The 17,617-nt window shown below is 55.6% G+C and carries 13 protein-coding genes; 7 read left to right on the top strand and 6 right to left on the bottom strand.

The genetic code is table 11. From position 1 onward, the window contains the following. Positions 1 to 30: 30 nt before the first annotated feature. Positions 31 to 1,323, top strand: a complete 1,293-nt coding sequence (locus tag BMZ66_RS02975) for a citrate synthase (protein WP_092668801.1) — start codon at positions 31 to 33, stop codon at positions 1,321 to 1,323. 107 nt (positions 1,324 to 1,430) lie between these two features. Here the strand turns inward: BMZ66_RS02975 and BMZ66_RS02970 are convergent, their stop codons facing one another. The 5 genes from BMZ66_RS02970 to lepA all read right to left on the bottom strand — a co-directional run bounded on the left by BMZ66_RS02970 (position 1,431) and on the right by lepA (position 8,165). Then, positions 1,431 to 1,808, bottom strand: a complete 378-nt coding sequence (locus BMZ66_RS02970; RefSeq protein ID WP_092668799.1) for a hypothetical protein — start codon at positions 1,806 to 1,808, stop codon at positions 1,431 to 1,433. A gap of 730 nt (positions 1,809 to 2,538) precedes the next feature. After that, on the bottom strand, positions 2,539 to 4,515 hold the full coding sequence (locus tag BMZ66_RS02965; RefSeq protein WP_234794952.1) for an OmpA family protein: 1,977 nt from the start codon (positions 4,513 to 4,515) through the stop codon (positions 2,539 to 2,541). A gap of 8 nt (positions 4,516 to 4,523) precedes the next feature. Then, positions 4,524 to 5,105 (bottom strand): 7-carboxy-7-deazaguanine synthase QueE, encoded by a 582-nt coding sequence (locus tag BMZ66_RS02960; protein WP_214606960.1) that lies wholly within the window; start codon positions 5,103 to 5,105, stop codon positions 4,524 to 4,526. Positions 5,106 to 5,312: 207 nt separating this feature from the next. Beyond that, the gene (locus BMZ66_RS02955; protein WP_092668795.1) at positions 5,313 to 6,221 is read right to left on the bottom strand and encodes a bifunctional 5,10-methylenetetrahydrofolate dehydrogenase/5,10-methenyltetrahydrofolate cyclohydrolase; all 909 of its coding nucleotides are present in this window, start codon (positions 6,219 to 6,221) and stop codon (positions 5,313 to 5,315) included. 156 nt (positions 6,222 to 6,377) lie between these two features. Beyond that, positions 6,378 to 8,165, bottom strand: coding sequence for a translation elongation factor 4 (gene lepA, locus BMZ66_RS02950; RefSeq protein ID WP_092670236.1), 1,788 nt, complete (start codon positions 8,163 to 8,165; stop codon positions 6,378 to 6,380). 156 nt (positions 8,166 to 8,321) lie between these two features. On the opposite strand from lepA, the gene BMZ66_RS02945 reads away from it, so the two are divergent. From BMZ66_RS02945 to fdhA, 3 genes are all read left to right on the top strand, one after another. Next, positions 8,322 to 9,185 carry a hypothetical protein gene (locus tag BMZ66_RS02945; protein ID WP_092668793.1) on the top strand — a complete coding sequence of 288 codons (864 nt, stop codon included), beginning with the start codon at positions 8,322 to 8,324 and terminating at the stop codon, positions 9,183 to 9,185. A 139-nt stretch (positions 9,186 to 9,324) separates the two neighbouring features. Beyond that, positions 9,325 to 9,732 (top strand): GlcG/HbpS family heme-binding protein, encoded by a 408-nt coding sequence (locus tag BMZ66_RS02940; protein WP_092668791.1) that lies wholly within the window; start codon positions 9,325 to 9,327, stop codon positions 9,730 to 9,732. Between the two features lie 93 nt (positions 9,733 to 9,825). Then, on the top strand, positions 9,826 to 11,052 hold the full coding sequence (gene fdhA / locus BMZ66_RS02935) for a formaldehyde dehydrogenase, glutathione-independent (RefSeq protein WP_092668789.1): 1,227 nt from the start codon (positions 9,826 to 9,828) through the stop codon (positions 11,050 to 11,052). A gap of 112 nt (positions 11,053 to 11,164) precedes the next feature. Here the strand turns inward: fdhA and BMZ66_RS02930 are convergent, their stop codons facing one another. After that, a complete protein-coding gene (locus BMZ66_RS02930) occupies positions 11,165 to 11,449 on the bottom strand; it encodes a TIGR03643 family protein (protein WP_092670234.1) in 285 nt (94 codons plus the stop codon). Positions 11,450 to 11,639: 190 nt separating this feature from the next. Between BMZ66_RS02930 and BMZ66_RS02925 the strand changes: the two genes are divergently transcribed. The 3 genes from BMZ66_RS02925 to BMZ66_RS02915 all read left to right on the top strand — a co-directional run bounded on the left by BMZ66_RS02925 (position 11,640) and on the right by BMZ66_RS02915 (position 17,444). Then, the gene (locus BMZ66_RS02925) at positions 11,640 to 12,506 is read left to right on the top strand and encodes a carboxypeptidase-like regulatory domain-containing protein (RefSeq protein WP_092668787.1); all 867 of its coding nucleotides are present in this window, start codon (positions 11,640 to 11,642) and stop codon (positions 12,504 to 12,506) included. Positions 12,507 to 12,615: 109 nt separating this feature from the next. Further along, on the top strand, positions 12,616 to 16,032 hold the full coding sequence (locus tag BMZ66_RS02920; RefSeq protein ID WP_092668785.1) for a methylmalonyl-CoA mutase family protein: 3,417 nt from the start codon (positions 12,616 to 12,618) through the stop codon (positions 16,030 to 16,032). Positions 16,033 to 16,112: 80 nt separating this feature from the next. Further along, positions 16,113 to 17,444, top strand: a complete 1,332-nt coding sequence (locus BMZ66_RS02915; RefSeq protein ID WP_092668783.1) for a hypothetical protein — start codon at positions 16,113 to 16,115, stop codon at positions 17,442 to 17,444. The last annotated feature ends 173 nt before the right edge of the window (positions 17,445 to 17,617 follow it).

The following is a 17,617-nucleotide window of genomic DNA, read 5'->3' as shown; positions in this document are numbered from 1 at the left end:
ATTCCATTCTCTCTCATACTCCTCCCGCCCATGGCAGAAACTGCTGAACTTATCCTCGACGGCAAATCTATTACCTTGCCCGTCATTGAAGGCTCCGAACACGAAAAAGCGTTTGATATCGGCAAGCTGCGCGACCAAACCGGCTACGTTACCCTCGACTCGGGCTACAAGAACACCGGTGCTACCAAAAGCGCCATCACCTTCCTCGACGGCGAAGAAGGCATTCTTCGCTACCGCGGCTACCCAATCGAGCAGTTGGCCGAGAAGTCGAGCTTCCTCGAAGTGGCCTACCTGCTGATTTACGGCGCGCTGCCTACCAAAGAGGAGTTTGACAAATTCCAGTACCGCATCACCCAGCACACCCTCGTGCACGAGGACATCCGCAAGATTCTCGACGGTTTCCCGTCGTCGGCCCACCCCATGGGCATCTTGTCGTCGCTGATTTGCTCGCTGACTGCGTTTTACCCCAAGAGCATTGCCCCCGAAATCAGCAAAGAGGAACTCGACCTGAACGTCGTGCGCCTGATAGCCAAGATTTCGACCATTGCTGCCTGGAGCTACAAAAACTCGGTGGGTCACCCGCTCATCTACCCGCGCAACGACCTCGACTACTGCGCCAACTTCCTGTACATGATGTTCAGCTTCCCTACGGAGAAGTATGAAATCAACCCCACCATAGTAAGCGCCCTCAACAAGCTGCTCATCCTGCACGCCGACCACGAGCAAAACTGCTCGACCAGCACGGTGCGCCTGGTGGGCTCGGCCAACGCCAGCCTCTACGGCTCGGTATCGGCCGGCATCAACGCCCTGTGGGGCCCCCTACACGGCGGTGCCAACCAGGAGGTGATTGAAATGCTGGAAGCCATTGAGGCCGATGGCGGCGACACCAGCAAGTGGATTGACAAGGCCAAAGACAAGAACGACACGTTCCGCCTCATGGGCTTTGGCCACCGCGTGTACAAGAACTTCGACCCCCGCGCCACCATCATCAAGAAGGCGGCCGACGAAGTGCTGCAAGCCCTGGGCCTGCAGGATAGCCCCCTGCTGAAAATTGCGCAGGAGCTGGAGCAAGCCGCCCTCACTGACCAGTACTTCATCGAGCGCAAGCTGTATCCGAACGTGGACTTCTACTCCGGCATCATCTACAAAGCCTTGGGCATTCCGACTGAGATGTTCACGGTGATGTTTGCCCTAGGCCGCCTGCCCGGCTGGATTGCCCAGTGGAAAGAAATGCGCGAGAACAAGGAGCCCATCGGCCGTCCCCGCCAGATTTACACCGGCGAGTTGGAGCGCGACTATACTCCCATTGCTGAGCGCGCCTAAGCTTTAACCGCTTTAGTGCTCAAACAAAAAGCCCGCTCTATGGAGCGGGCTTTTTCGTGTCCGGTTGAGTAGGTGGGAAGGGCTCCCTCCCTCCTACTTCCTCCCTCCTACTTCAGGCGGTGCGCGGTAAAGTTGGAACGCAGAGATTGGTAGGCTACCAGCTGCTGGGGCTTGAGCAAGTACATCAGGTCGCTTTCGTAGCGCTGCTGCGCCCAGGACAGCTGGGTGTCGCGCTCTTCGGCGCTGGCACCATTCAGGAGAATCTCCAGGTCGCGGCGCTCAGTGAGCATGTTGAGGTGAAGCTGCTTCACCGCGAGGTATTGCGCTTCGTTGAAGTGGATGCGGTCGGCCAGTGCCCGGGTGAGCGTAGTAGCGCGGCTCATCATAGCCTGAGAGTATGAGCCATCGCCAGGACCTTTAGCGTTAGCAGCTGGGGAAATGCTAACGCCCGCAGCGATGCAAGTGGCCAAGAACAAATTTTTCATGGGTATGGGGGTTGGTTGTGAATAGATGAGTGAAAGCGCCAAGTGGTTAGTGTTTGACTGGACCAAACGTAAGCACAATTTATTTTTGAACGAAAAATATTTTTTTTGGCACTTTTTTCACTAACAGATTTTCCATGCCACCGCTAAAAAACTGATTTACAAATTTATAACTCATTTAAAAAAACTAAGTCCTTAAGCAAAAAAATAGCCCGCCAACGGGCGAGCCATATTTATTTGTAGCCAAAATCCTACTAAAACTTTACTTACCTAAAGCCTTACTTTAAGTAAAACAGCCATCAAAAGCGGATTTATTTGCCAGCTAAAGTTTGACTTTACACGGTGATTTTTCCCTAGAATGAATATGCCGGCCTACCACACTATAACAATAGTTAGTTCTAATTATACAACAGGCTTTTAAGTGGCGTTTGGCTTCGGCAGTACTGAGCAGCTTATGCCTGCATTCCATAGCAGCCGAGTGCACATAGCGAAACTTGTGAGTGTTGGCCAGTCATCTTTCGGTCGCAGTTTCACTGGCGAATACCGAAGGATAAACCTGAGCAATGTCTGTCTGTATCAATTGGTAGCAGCGCTAAACGGCCAAAAACCATGCACACTAGCCTCAAAGTGGAATCATGCTAGCGGCACGAACCAAAGGTGAACGGGCGCCAAGACGCAAAATACTGCGTCTTGGCGCCCGTTTGGTTCAATGCCAATGCTTGTGTACGTTCCCCTACAAAATGCGAAGCTCGATGCGCCGGTTGAGTTGGCGATGTGCTTCTGTATCGTTTGCCGCTAGGGGGTTGCGGTCACCGTAGCCCTTGGAGCGAAGGCGGGCAGGCGGGATGCCATGGCTTGAGAGATAGGTTACAACCGCCTCGGCCCGCTTCTCCGAAAGCTGCAGGTTGGCTTCTGGCGTGCCCACGTTGTCGGTATAGCCCGACACCTGAATCTGAACGTCTTTATACTGGCGCAAGAACTCAATCAGGCGGTTTAGTTCCGTGCGTGAATTCGGCTTTAGGTCGTACTTATTGGTATCGAAGAATAGGTTATTGAGCACCATGCTCCGCCCTGAACGGACAGGCTCCAGGTAAATATCGAGGGAAAGCGGGTCGAAGTTCTGCTGGTTGGAATAATCAAAGCTGAGGCTCTTGAGCAGGTATTTATCAGCCGAGGCGTACATCGCGTATTGGTGGCCTTCGTTGAGAACCACCGTGTAGTCGCCATACTCGGGGTCGGAGGTCACGAACTGGGTCAGCACGTCGGTATCCACGTCGTAAAGCTTGACCTCGGCTTTGAGGGGCTTCTTGGTAATGGCATCGAACACCCGGCCCTGGGTATAGGTGCTGGTTTCGCGGGCTTTCACCACCGGTGGCACCACAAAGCTGAACAGCTCTACTGGCCGCTCACGAGTCAGACGCGAGCCCGCGGCGGGCTCGTCGGTGGCCCGGCTGCGGGAGCAAAAGCCTTTTAGGTTATCGGATGTGATGAACAGCGACGCCTCGTTTTCGAAGGTGTTGAGTGGATAACCCAAGTTGCGAGGTTCGCTCCATTTGTTAGCCAAGGTTCGCTCGCACCGGAACACGTCGAGGCCGCCCATGCCCACCAAGCCATCGGTTACATAGTACAGGGTGGTACCGCTGGCGTGAATAAACGGCGCCATGTCTTTGCCGGGGGTGTTCACGGGCGTACCCAGGTTCTGGGCCGGGCTCCAGCTGCCATCGGGCTGCAGGTTAGTCACGTAAATGTCTTCCTGGCCCTGGCCACCGCGGCGGGTAGATGTGAAGTAAAGCGTACGCCCATCGGCCGAAAGCGAGGGCTGCGAGTCCCATTCTGTGGAGTTAACGTTGATACCCAGATTCACGGGGGCGCTCCAGTTGTTGCCCGTACGGCGCGAGATGTACAAATCGCAGTTACCGATGGCTTTGGGGCGGTCGCAGGAGGCGAACACCAGAGTTTTGCCATCCCCGGAAATGGTACCGGCGCCTTCGTTGTAGCTGGTGTTGATGGCCGGCGAAATGGGCACCGGCGCGCCCAAAGAACCATCTTTATTCTGGCGACTCACAAACAGGTCCTCGCCGCTACTGGCCGCCGGACGGCCGGTAAACAGCAGGAAGCGGTTGTCGGCGGTGAGGGCCGGAAAATACTGAAACTTAAAGCTGTTCATGGGCGACGGCAGCGGCACCGGCGCCTCGCCCACAGGGTTTTTGATGGCTTCCAGGGCAAACTCGCAGGTGCGCAGTTGGCGCTCCGACTTGGCCAGGTTTTTCTGCGCTTTGGGCGCCACTTTCAGAAGCTGCTTGTAGGCATCCAGCGCGGTTTGGTACTCGCCGTAGCTAAGGGCTAAGTCGCCCAGCAACTGGTACTCCGAGGCGTGGGAAGCATCAGCGGGTACTTTGCTCAGGCCGTCACGGTAAGCGGCCATGGAGCCGCGGTTGTTCCCGATGGCTTTCAGCAGCGAACCTTTCATCAGGAAAGCTTCCCCAAACGAAGGAAACTTCTCGTTGAGCTGGTTCAGGGTCTCAATGGCTTTGATGAAGTCCCGGTCCTTGGTTTGCTGCTGCGCTTTTTCGAGCAAGCTGCGGGCCTTGGTGTTGGTGGGCGTTTGAACCTTCACGGGCATCTGACACCAGGCCGAGCCCGCCGTGGCCAGCCACAACAGAAACACTGTTCCGAGGCGCAGAGCCCCCCACACTATAAAACCACGCATAGGACAGGCTACGGGATGTCAAGATATTTGTGAGTTTGCAGCGACACCTGCCAGCGCGGGTGCTGCTTCACGTACTCCACCAGCTCGGGCGTCATGCGCGCGGCGCGGCTCCATTCCGGCTGCAGATACAGCCGCGTGGCAGCCGGAACCTGTGCCGCGTGCTCCTCGGCCCAGGTAAAATCGTGGCTATTGAACACCACCACCTTCAACTCGTGGGCAGCAGCCAGCACGTCGGGCAAAGGAGCTTTGAATTTCTTGGGAGAAAGGCAAATCCAATCCCAAGTACCCGACAGCGGGTGCGCGCCCGAGGTTTCGAGCCAGGTGCGGCAGCCCGCAGCTTGCAGGGCGGCCGTGAGGGGGCCGCAATCGTGCATGAGCGGCTCACCGCCGGTAATCACCACATCACGACCAGGATAGGCCAGCACGGCGTCAACTAACTGCGCGATGGACTGCCGCGGGTGAGCATCGGCATCCCACGACTCCTTCACGTCGCACCACACGCAGCCCACATCGCAGCCGCCCAGCCGAATAAAATAGGCGGCGCGGCCGGTGTTGTACCCTTCGCCCTGAATGGTATAGAACTGCTCCATCACAGGGAGCATGGTGCCGGTAGCGGGTGCCGAGACGGCACCGTTTGGTACAACTAATTCTGAAGAAAGTAGAGTCACTGGAATCATAACGTAATGCGTCCGAAAGCTAGGCTTTCTGAACGTTGGGACAGGAACACACCGTTCCCTATGCCGAACTTTAAAAGTACGGCTTTGGTATAGGTTAACCAAATATTTATAAAATCAACCTTATGCTTTTGGGTATATTTCACCCTTTGCAGCGCGCAGGGTATTAAGCAAAAGCATGGCGATGGTCATGGGGCCCACGCCGCCCGGCACGGGCGTAATAGCAGAGGCCAGGGGGGCAACCTCGGCAAAATTCACATCGCCTTTTAGGGTATAGCCGCTTTTCTTAGAAGCGTCGGCCACGCGGGTTGTGCCCACGTCAATTACAACTGCGCCCGGCCGTACCATGTCGGCCGTCACGAACTCAGGACGGCCAATGGCGGCCACTACAATGTCGGCCGTCCGGCAGATTTCAGCCAGGTTCTGGGTGCGCGAATGACATAAAGTAACCGTGCAGTTGGCGGTATCCAAATTCTTCGCCAGCAGTATGCTAACTGGCGTACCCACAATATTGGAACGCCCGATAACTACGCAGTGCTTACCACTGGTTTTGATGCCCTGGCGGCTTAGCAGCTCGACTATGCCAGAGGGCGTAGCGGGCAGCAGTGCCGGCAAGCCAGCCACCATGCGGCCGATGTTCATGGGGTGAAAACCATCGACGTCCTTCTCCGGCCGGATGGCCTCGATGACCTTCTCGGGGTTGATGTGCGCCGGCAGCGGCAGCTGCACAATGAAGCCGTCAATCTCGGGGTCGCGGTTGAGCTCGTCGACCTTGGCCAGCAGGTCAGCTTCGGTGATGTCGTCTTCGTAACGCAACAATGTGGAGTTGAACCCGACCCGCTCACAAGCCAGCACCTTGTTGCGCACGTACGTTTCAGAGCCTCCGTCGTGCCCGACTAGGATGGCCGCTAGGTGTGGCACCTTCTTGCCGGCCGCCTTTATTTCGGCAACAGAAATGGCGATTTCGGCTTTAATGTCTTCGGCGGTTTGCTTGCCGTCGATGAGGTTGTTGGTGGTGGTGGTTGGGCTCATAAGAATTCGTTGGTCGTCTTAAGCGGAGGGAAAGACCTTGTCGCGTCCGCGCCGCTAATAAGTTAGTGATTCTGACGAAAGCCGCCGTGATAAGGGGCTTCCTATGTCAGCATGACAGCAAAAAAAACGCGGCCCTTGAGGAGCCGCGTTTCAGAATTAATCAATTTTCAAAACTGCCAGGAAGGCTTCTTGTGGGATTTCGACAGAGCCCACGGAGCGCATCCGCTTTTTGCCTTCTTTCTGCTTTTCGAGCAGTTTGCGCTTCCGGCTGATGTCGCCGCCGTAGCACTTGGCAATTACGTTTTTGCGGAGAGCCTTTACGGTTTCGCGGGCAATGATTTTTTGCCCAATCGACGCCTGAATGGCGATGTCGAACATCTGGCGGGGCAGCAGTTCGCGGAGCTTCTCGCAGAGGCGCTTGCCCCACTCGTAACTCTTGGAGCGGTGCACGATAGCCGACAAGGCGTCGACCTTCTCACCGTTCAGCATCACGTCGAGCTTCACCATGTCGGACTCGCGGAAGCCAATCAGCTCGTAGTCGAGCGAGGCGTATCCGCGGCTGATGGACTTGAGCTTGTCGAAGAAGTCAAACACGATTTCGGACAGCGGCAGTTCAAAGCTCATTTCCACCCGCTCGCTGGTCAGGTAGCTCTGGCCTTTGATGATGCCGCGCTTGTCCATGCACAGCGTAATGATGGCGCCAACGTACTCCGAAGCCGTGATAATCTGAGCCTTGATATAAGGCTCTTCAATGGTCTTAATCAAGTTGGGCTCCGGCATTTCGGAGGGCGCGTTGATGGTCAGCAGCTGGTCTTTGGTGCCGGTGGCGTGGAACTGCACGCTGGGCACCGTGGTGATGACCGTCATGTTGAACTCGCGCTCGAGGCGCTCTTGCACAATTTCCATGTGCAGCATGCCCAGGAAGCCGCAGCGGAAACCGAAGCCGAGGGCCACCGACGTTTCGGGCTCCCACACCAACGAAGCGTCGTTGAGCTGCAACTTCTCCATGCTGGAGCGCAACTCTTCGTACTCGGTGGTATCGACGGGGTAAATGCCGGCGAATACCATGGGCTTCACATCGGCGAAGCCCTGAATGGCTTCCGGTGTGGGGCGATGTACGTGGGTGATGGTGTCGCCCACCTTCACTTCGCGCGCTTCCTTGATGCCGGAAATAAGGTAGCCCACGTTGCCCGCGTGCATTTCCTGGCGCGGCTCCTGGTTGAGGCCCAGAATGCCAATTTCGTCGGCGCCGTATTCCTTGCCCGTGGCCATGAAACGAAGCTTGTCGCCCTTTTTCATGGTTCCGTTCTTGATACGGAACAGGACTTCAATGCCGCGGTAGGAGTTAAAGACCGAATCAAAAATTAGGGCCTGCAGCGGTCCGTCGGGGTCGCCCTTGGGAGCGGGTACCCGCTCGATAATGGCGTTCAGAATGGCTTCGATGCCGATGCCTGCTTTGCCCGAAGCATGGATAATGTCTTCCGGCTTGCAGCCAATGAGGTCCACGATTTCGTCGGTCACCTCCTCCGGCATGGCGTGCGGGAGGTCGATTTTGTTGAGCACCGGAATGATTTCCAGGTCGGCCCCGATAGCGAGGTAGAGGTTGGAAATGGTCTGGGCTTCGATGCCCTGCGAAGCGTCGACGATGAGCAGGGCGCCCTCGCAGGCCGCGATGCTGCGGCTTACTTCGTAGCTGAAGTCGACGTGGCCGGGGGTGTCAATCAGATTGAGCGTGTAAATCTCCCCTTTGTAGGGAAACTGCATCTGGATGGCGTGGCTCTTGATGGTGATGCCACGCTCGCGCTCCAAGTCCATGTTGTCGAGCAGCTGGGCCTGCATGTCGCGCTTGGCCACGGTGCTGGTAAACTCCAACAGTCGGTCGGCCAAGGTGCTCTTACCGTGGTCGATGTGAGCAATGATGCAAAAGTTACGAATATTCTTCACAGAGGGCAGTTTTTCAGTCCGCGAAGGTACGAACTGCCGGGCGCAAAAGCCAGCCGGGCAGCATTTGGCTACCGTATAGCTCAACTGGTTTTATAAGAATAAGGTGCTTAGTTTTGCTATTTATCATATTTGAGCGCGATTTTATCTCAACCGCCTATGCAACCGGAAACCGCTACTCTCCCCTCCGATACCCACGAAACTGACAGGCACAAATTCCTAATCTCGGCGCTGAATGGCACGGCGCTGTACGTACTGGCTTATTACGTGGTGTGGGGCGTGCACCAAATGGCCAAAGTGGGCCTGTCGCAGGTCTACAGCTTGCGCGGCAACTGGGACCCCAGCCGCGTGGTGTACACCATGGTCGACAGCGAATGGTGGCCGCTAGCCATTATTGCGGTTTACGGCATAGGGCCACTGGTGTGCCTGCTACTGGGCGTTGTGGCATTTTTGTGGTTTTGGAAGCGCCAGCGGGCCCACCGCGGGCAGTTGAAGCTGTTGTTGCTGTGGGTCGCTTTTCATAGCTGCAACGCCGTGTTTGGCGCCATGCTGGCCGATACCTTCACCCAGTCCGGCTTCTGGTACGTGCCCGATTGGTTGTTTCGGATGGGCAATGTGGTGAATGCGCTGGTGGGCATACTGTTTGGGCTGGTGCAACTGGCGGTGGGCTACTTTGGGTCCATTGCATTTCTGCAGGCGCACGACTCTCGCACGGTGATGCGTTTTTCCAATCGCCGCTTCATGGTGATTTTCACCCTGATGGTGCCGTGGGTGGCGGGTGGCGTTTTCATCACGCTCACCAAGCTGCCTTACTTCTCCCTGCAGGAGTCGCTGCATCTGATGATGATGGGCTTGCTGGTGGCCCCCATGGCATTGGGCTGTCTGAATGAGACCTTCTCCGATACCGTTCGCCGGCCCTTGCCCACGCACGTATCGTGGGGCTTGGTGGGCCTTGCGGTTTTGCTGGCAGTGGCCTGGCGCCTGGCTCTGAGCCCGCCGGTCACGTTTGGATACGCCGGGTAAAACCGGTTGGGGTTTGGTGGCGGTTGTAGTATCGTCGCAATGTTGGGCAGTATTGTATCAAACATGGGCGGGGAGCAAACCCGACGGCCGCTACGCCGTTGTGTTAGGAGACCTTTTCTCCTAAACCCCTTAGAAAACCATGGGAATTACCCTAGCACAAGCGCAGACAGCCCTGGAAGCTGCCCACCAGAAAGCCGTCGAAATGAACGTCAAGATGAACATTGCCGTGGTGGACGCGGGCGCCAACTTGGTGGCTTTCATCCGCATGGACGATGCCTGGCTCGGCTCGCTCGACATTTCCATTAAGAAGGCTAAGACGGCCCGTTTTTTTGACATGCCCACGGGCGCCATCGGCGGCCTGTCGCAGCCTGGCGGCTCGCTCTACAACATTGAGCACTCCAACGGCGGGCTCATCACCTTTCCCGGCGGCATTCCCATCATGGGCGACGGCGGCAAAGTAATGGGCGCCATTGGCGTATCGGGCAGCACCGTGGAGGATGACCACGCCGTGGCAGAAGCTGGTGTACAAGCCATCGAAGGCAAATAAGCCTGTTTTGAACTGGTAATAACAACGTCATGCTGGCCTCGTCCGGCATGACGTTGGTTTTTATATCTCATTCACTTTTAAAACCCCAGCATCATGGCCGACAATAGAGGCGTTGTGTACCTGGGCCCCGGCAAAGTCGAGGTTCAAAGCATTGATTTTCCCGAACTGAAAAACCCTAAGGGCAAGAAAATCACCCACGGGGTTATTCTGAAGGTGGTTTCGACCAACATCTGTGGGTCGGACCAACACATGGTACGCGGCCGGACCACCGCCCCGGCTGGCCTGGTGCTTGGCCACGAAATCACAGGCGAGGTAATAGAAGCCGGCGAGGATGTGGAATTCCTCAAAAAGGGCGACTTGGTATCGGTGCCATTCAACGTGGCTTGCGGCCGCTGCCGCACATGCAAAGAAATGAAAACCGGCATCTGCCTGACCGTGAACGAAGGCCGCGCAGGTGGCGCCTACGGCTACGTCGACATGGGCGGCTGGGTCGGTGGCCAGGCCGAATACGTAATGGTGCCTTACGCCGATTTCAACCTGCTCAAGTTCCCGAACAAGGACCAGGCAATGGAGAAAATCCGCGACCTGACCATGTTGAGCGACATCTTCCCCACGGGCTTTCACGGCGCCGTGAAGGCAGGTGTGGGCCCCGGCACTACGGTGTATGTAGCCGGTGCGGGCCCGGTGGGCTTGGCCGCGGCGGCTTCGGCGCAGCTGCTGGGTGCGGCCGTGGTGATTGTAGGCGACATGAACAAGGCTCGCCTGGCGCACGCCCGCTCCTTCGGCTGTGAAACGGTGGACTTGACGCTTGATGCGACGCTTACCGAGCAAATCACCCAGATTCTGGGCGTGCCTGAAATTGACTGCGCCATCGACTGCGTGGGCTTCGAGGCCAGCGGCCACGGCACTGATTCCAAGAAGGAAGTGCCCGCGGCGGTACTCAACTCGCTCATGGAAATCACCCGCGCGGGCGGCTCCATTGGCATTCCGGGCCTGTATGTAACGGACGACCCGGGCTCCAAAGATGAATCGGCGCAGAAAGGAAATCTTTCCATTCGCTTCGGCTTGGGCTGGGCCAAGAGCCACTCTTTCCACACCGGCCAGACGCCGGTGATGAGCTACAACCGCCAGCTCATGCAGGCCATTCTTTACGACAAAGTGCAGATTGCCAAAGCCGTGAACGTGGAGATTATCACCCTCGACCAAGCCCCCGAAGGCTACGCGGAGTTTGATAGTGGCGTGGCGAAGAAGTTCGTCATCAACCCACACAACATGATACCGGACGTGAAGGCCAAAGCCAAGGAAAAGGCTACCGCCTAAACTTCGGTTAGTTGAACGAAAGAGCCGGAGCGCCTGACAGGCACTCCGGCTCTTTCATTTTTAAGCAGTTCGTTTTTGCTTGCTGAAGCTGCAACAAGAACCCGCCCGGCCCTTAGCGGCGCTTGGAAATCTTATTAAAGGTTATGTTCTTCTGCAAAGTGGATTTGAAGCGCGCATCGTCGACGGCACTCTTTGCGCGGTGCTTGGTGGCGCGGCCTTGTACTCGCTCCCGCCACATCCGCCACGAGGAGGCTTTCATTTCCTGACGCATGAGTTTGATAACGTTGGCTTCTGATAAGCCAAACTGCAACTCGATGGCTTCGAACGGGGTGCGGTCTTCCCACGCCATTTCGATGATGCGGTCAATGTCTTCCGGCGTTAGGGTTCGTTCTTCCATATCTATTAAATTTTTGCTGCGCTTTGCGCCCTTGGCATAGTAGAACAGGCGAAATTGATTTGTGGCCACTGGTAGGACGAGAGAAAATTTTACAGGATGAGAAATGCGGTTCCACTTAGCCGAAGCGACGGGCTTTGGTGCAACCAAGTGTGGTGCATAGAGCCTCACTTTGGCAACTTAACCGCCCGCTATGCTGCCTTTTTTCGTTCGCTTGCTGACCTCGCTACCTCTATTGTCGCTGATGGCGACCACGCCTGTTCCGCCCACGCGCATCGTGGATTCGGTTACCGGAAATCCGATTCCCTATGGTTCGGCGGGGATAAAAAATAAGCCCATTGGGACTGTGGCGGACAGTTTGGGGCGCTTCAGTACCGAACGTCTCCAAGGCGCGGCGCTGACAGATACGCTGGTGGTATCCTGCGTGGGGTACCTATCTCAAAAAGTGGCGGTAGCTGATTTGGCCAAGCTCAGCGAAATAAGGCTGGAACCTCAAGTGCAGGCGCTGACTGAAGTGGTGGTGCGGGGTGCCGGATGGAAACGCCACTCCATCGGCCGCAACGGGGCATGGGGGCTCACCTACTACAATTTTCACCTCGCTACCGACCAGATGCCCGCCAGCAAGCTGGGCCGGGAAGTAGGCACCATTTTGCATATGAAAGCTAACAGCTTTGTGGAAGACGCCCACTTTTACATTGGCCGCAACAATTTTAAAAACTTGAAATTTCGGCTGAACGTCCGCGCCCTCAATTCAGAGGACCATCCATCCGTTGCACTCCTTACTCGTGACGTCATTTTCAGTGTTCCTAACCAAGCCAGCGGGTGGCAGCACATCGATTTAAGGGCCTATGATATCAACGTTGGGGTCCATGCCCGGGTGGCCGTAACGCTAGAATGGTTGGATGGCGCCCCTGACAATCAAGCGGAATGGAGCGCACTGCTGGTACCGGCGGCACTATCAGCCACGCACCGCATGGTTTTCCGCGATAAGTCCGAAGACCAGTGGAAAGTCCAGCCCCTCAACCTGAGCCTGTATGTGACGGTACTAAGCCCCAACTGAGCACGCAACTCCAACAAAGGAAGGAAACCTGAAAAGCCCCGGCGCCAACGTGCCGGGGCTTCTTTCGTACCTTCACCCCGTCAAATTCCCACTCGCTACTCCCCTGCTCATGCAAGCTCCTGTTGCGCCCTACAAGCCCAAAAATCACGTTCGTATTGTAACTGCTGCCGCGCTGTTTGACGGCCACGACGCGGCCATCAACATCATGCGCCGCATTATTCAGAGCAGCGGCGCCGAGGTTATTCACCTGGGCCACAACCGCTCGGTGCAGGAAATCGTGGATTGCGCCATTCAGGAAGATGCCCAGGCCATTGCCATCACCAGCTACCAGGGCGGGCACAACGAGTACTTCAAGTACATGCACGACCTGCTTAAGGAGCGCGGCGCCGGTCACATCAAAATCTTCGGTGGCGGCGGCGGCGTGATTTTGCCTACGGAGATTGCCGAGCTGATGGGCTATGGCATTACGCGCATTTATTCGCCCGACGATGGCCGCGCCATGGGCCTTCAGGGCATGATAAATAACCTGCTGGAGCACGCCGACTTCCCTACGGGCCAGAACCTGAACGGTGAGGCCGGCCACGTAAAAGAGAAAGACGCCCGTAGCATTGGCCGCTTGATTTCGGCAGCTGAGAACTTCCCCGAGGAGTTTGAGCGGGTGAAAGACCAGTTGGTGCAGGAGTTTCAGCAGAGTGAGGCTAATCAGAATCAGGAGTTGAGCGCCAAGCACTCCGCTCCCATTCTCGGCATTACGGGCACGGGCGGCGCGGGCAAGTCGTCGCTGGTGGATGAGTTGGTGCGGCGCTTTTTGATGGACTTCCCGGACAAGACCATCGCCATTATCTCCGTGGACCCCAGCAAGCGCAAGACCGGCGGCGCCCTGCTTGGCGACCGGATTCGGATGAACTCCATCAACTCGCCGCGGGTGTACATGCGCAGCCTAGCCACGCGCCAGAGCAACCTGGCTTTGAGCAAGTATGTGCAGGACGCGGTAGACGTGGTGAAGGCCGCCAACTACGACCTGATTATCCTCGAAACCTCCGGCATCGGCCAGTCTGATACCGAAATCATCGAGCACTCCGACGCCAGCTTGTATGTGATGACGCCCGAGTACGGCGCGGCTACGCAGCTGGAGAAAATCGACATGCTCGATTTTGCCGACGTCATTGCCCTCAACAAGTTTGACAAGCGCGGTGCCCTCGACGCCCTGCGCGACGTGCGCAAGCAGTACCAGCGCAACCACGGCCTGTGGGACCAGCCCACGGACGAAATGCCCGTGTTCGGCACCATTGCCTCGCAGTTCAACGACCCAGGCATGAACCGCCTCTACCGGGCTGTGCTGAAGATGCTGGAAACTAAAACCGGCGCCACCTTCGCTTCCAGCCTCGAAACCACGGTGGAGGATTCGGAGAAGATTTACATTATCCCGCCGCACCGCACCCGCTACCTCTCGGAGATTGCCGAAACCAACCGCGCCTACGACCAGCGGGTGCGCGAGCAGGCCCAGATTGCGGAAATAGCCGGCGCATTTGCCAAGCTCGAAGAGCACTACCGCGCCGAGAAAAAAGACGGCGACAGCACTGTAGAGGAGTTCAGCAAGAACAAGCAAACCCAGCTCCGCCGCCTCGATGCCGACAGCCAGGCCATTCTGGAGAACTGGGAAAATACTCTTCAGAATTACCGCAACCCGGAGTACGTGTACTCGGTGCGCGGCAAGGAAATCCGGGTGCAGACGCACAGCAAGTCGCTGTCGGGCAACATGATTCCGAAGGTGGCCACGCCGCGCTACACCGGCTGGGGCGACCGCCTGCGCTGGGCCATGCAGGAGAACTTCCCCGGCGAATTCCCCTACACGGCCGGCGTGTTCCCCTTCAAGCGCGAGGGCGAAGACCCCACCCGCATGTTTGCCGGCGAGGGCGGACCGGAGCGCACCAACCGCCGCTTCCACTACGTGAGCATGGGCCTGCCCGCCAAGCGCCTGAGCACGGCCTTCGACTCTGTGACGCTCTACGGCGAAGACCCAGACCTGCGGCCCGACATCTACGGTAAAATCGGCAACGCCGGCGTGAGCATCGCCTGCCTCGACGACGCCAAGAAGCTCTACTCCGGCTTCAACCTGGCCAACCCCAGCACGTCGGTATCGATGACCATCAATGGCCCGGCGGCGCATCTGGCTGCGTTTTTCATGAACGCCGCCATCGACCAGCAGTGCGAGCTGTACATCAAGGAAAACGGGCTGGAAGCGGAAGTCGACGCTAAAATCGACCAGATTTACGCGGAGAAAAACCTCACCCGCCCTCGCTACCAGGGCGAGCTGCCCGACGGCAACGACGGCCTCGGCTTGATGCTGCTCGGCGTGACCGGCGACCAGGTGCTGCCCGCCGACGTGTACGAAACCATTAAGGCCCGCACGCTGACGCAGGTGCGCGGCACCGTGCAGGCCGACATTCTGAAGGAGGACCAGGCCCAGAACACCTGCATTTTCAGCACCGAGTTTGCCCTGCGCCTGATGGGCGACGTGCAGGAGTACTTCATCCAGCAGAAGGTTAGAAACTTCTACTCGGTGTCGATTTCGGGCTACCACATTGCCGAGGCAGGTGCCAACCCGATTACGCAGCTGGCCCTCACGCTCTCCAACGGCTTCACGTTCGTGGAGTACTACGTGAGCCGCGGCATGAGCGTGAACGACTTTGCGCCCAACCTGAGCTTCTTCTTCTCCAACGGCATCGACCCGGAGTACGCCGTGATTGGGCGGGTGGCGCGCCGCATCTGGGCCAAGGCCATGAAGCTGAAGTACAACGCCGACGCCCGCAGCCAGATGTTGAAGTACCACATCCAGACCTCGGGCCGCAGCCTGCACGCCCAGGAAATCGACTTCAACGACATCCGCACCACGTTGCAGGCGCTGTATGCCATCTACGACAACTGCAACTCCCTGCATACCAACGCCTACGACGAAGCCATTACCACGCCTACTGAGGAGTCGGTGCGCCGCGCCATGGCCATTCAGCTCATCATCAACCGCGAGCTGGGCCTGGCCAAAAACGAAAACCCGCTGCAAGGCTCCTTCATCATCGAGGAACTGACCGACCTGGTGGAAGAGGCGGTGCTGCTCGAATTCGACCGCATCACGGAGCGCGGCGGCGTGCTCGGGGCCATGGAAACCATGTACCAGCGCGGCAAAATCCAGGAGGAAAGCATGCACTACGAGATGCTGAAGCACACCGGCGAGTACCCCATCATCGGCGTGAATACCTTCCTCTCGTCTAAGGGCTCGCCCACGGTGGTGCCGGCCGAAGTCATCCGCGCCACGGAGGAGGAAAAGCAGTACCAAATCGACATGCTCACCCTGCTGCACCAGCGCAACGCCGACCAGGCCCCGGCGCGCCTCAAGCAGCTCCAGCAAGTGGCTGTGGCCAACGGCAACCTGTTTGCCGAGCTGATGGAAACGGTGAAATACTGCTCGCTCGGGCAGATTACGAATGCGCTGTTTGAGGTCGGCGGGCAGTACCGGCGCAATATGTAATTCTATATTTTGTCCCACTCGAAAGAGGTGCTACCTTGCTGAGGTGGCACCTCTTTTTCATTTCATCCTAGCTCAAATCCATGTCTACTGAAGCATTAGATACATTAAAATCAGCTAATAAATTTGATAACGTCAACAAAGAATTCATAAAACAAATTGATGGATTAAGAGACACTTTCCCGGTCGTCATGCTTTTCGTTACAGCTAGCAATGCTAATGCAAGCAAAGCACTGTTGGATTTTGTTAATTCGAATGGGATAGAAGAAAAAAATGAGAATAATGAAGAGTATTATATTTTTTCATCAGAAGATAGTCACAAGTACAGTATTTTAAAAAGAAATTCCGAGAATGCATCAGTAGCATCTACCATAATTCCAAGTAGTTTACTCGTCTCTTTGGTAAGTCAATTCGATTCCTTTATTGGAAAACTTATCAAGGAAATTTTCCAAGTAAAACCCGAAATATTAAGCTCAAGCGAAAAGAGCTTAACTTTTGCTCGGCTCCTTGAATTGAAGTCAATTGAAGAAGCTAGGGAATCCCTAATTGAGAAAGAAGTAGAAACAATCCTAAGGGACAGTCATACTGAACATTTCATCTGGCTTGAAAGCAAACTTGGAATTCCGATGAGGAAAGATTTACCAATCTGGCAAGATTTCATCGAGTTAACAGAACGCAGAAATTTGTTTGTCCATTCAGATGGAATTGTTTCTAATCAATACTTATCTGTTTGCAGGCAGAATAATGTCAAGCTCAAAAAGCCACTCAAACCAGGTGATAAGCTAGTAGTAAATTCAGAATATTTTGAATCTGCTTATAAGTGCCTTTATGAGTTATCTGTTAAATTGACGCAAGTAGTGTGGCGAAAAATCCTTCCTACTGACCTTGAGAAGGCCGATAATAGCCTAAATGAAATTTGCTATGACTTATTGCAGCAGAAGCATTTCAATATTTCTGATGTGTTGCTAGATTTTGCCACTACAACATTGAAAAAGCATTACAATGAAGAGAGCAAGAATACATTATTTGTTAATAAAGCTCTATCCTACAAATTAGGTGGAAACCAGAAAGCCTGTAATGAATTAGTTTCAAGTAAAGACTGGAGTGCTTGTAGTGACAAGTTTAAAATTGCAAAAGAAGCGCTTTTAGGCAACCATGAAAACGTTGCTCAAATCATGAAAAAGCTTGGAAGCGAAGGTGATATAGACAAAGCTTCTTATAAGATGTGGCCATTATTTAACGATTTTCGTGAAACTGACCTTTTCCTAGAAACATACAAAGAGTTGTTTAATGAAGACTATTTAGTGGTTGAAGCTCCCAAGAAAATGTTTGAAGTGATTCTTAGTCAAGCTGCTGAGGTCGGAAAGCAAAAGGACAAATATGAGACTGAGGTCAAGCAGCAACAAGGAGAATAAATATCATAATTATATGAAGCCTAAACTCGTGACTGGCTATGACGTGGAGGTTGGGCCTCCACTGCCGCAACGCGGCAAGAAAGCGTAAGGCTGGGTACAGGCCTTATGCGGGTCGTTCTGATGCGAGGCGCAGCCTCGCTCGATGGCCAGTCACGAGTTACGGCTGCGCCTAA

The organism is Hymenobacter arizonensis, from assembly GCF_900115775.1.
In the GTDB taxonomy this organism is placed as follows: Bacteria; Bacteroidota; Bacteroidia; order Cytophagales; family Hymenobacteraceae; genus Hymenobacter; species Hymenobacter arizonensis.
The sequence above is the reverse complement of the archived record's forward strand: the minus strand, read 5'-3'. Positions and strand labels throughout refer to the sequence as shown.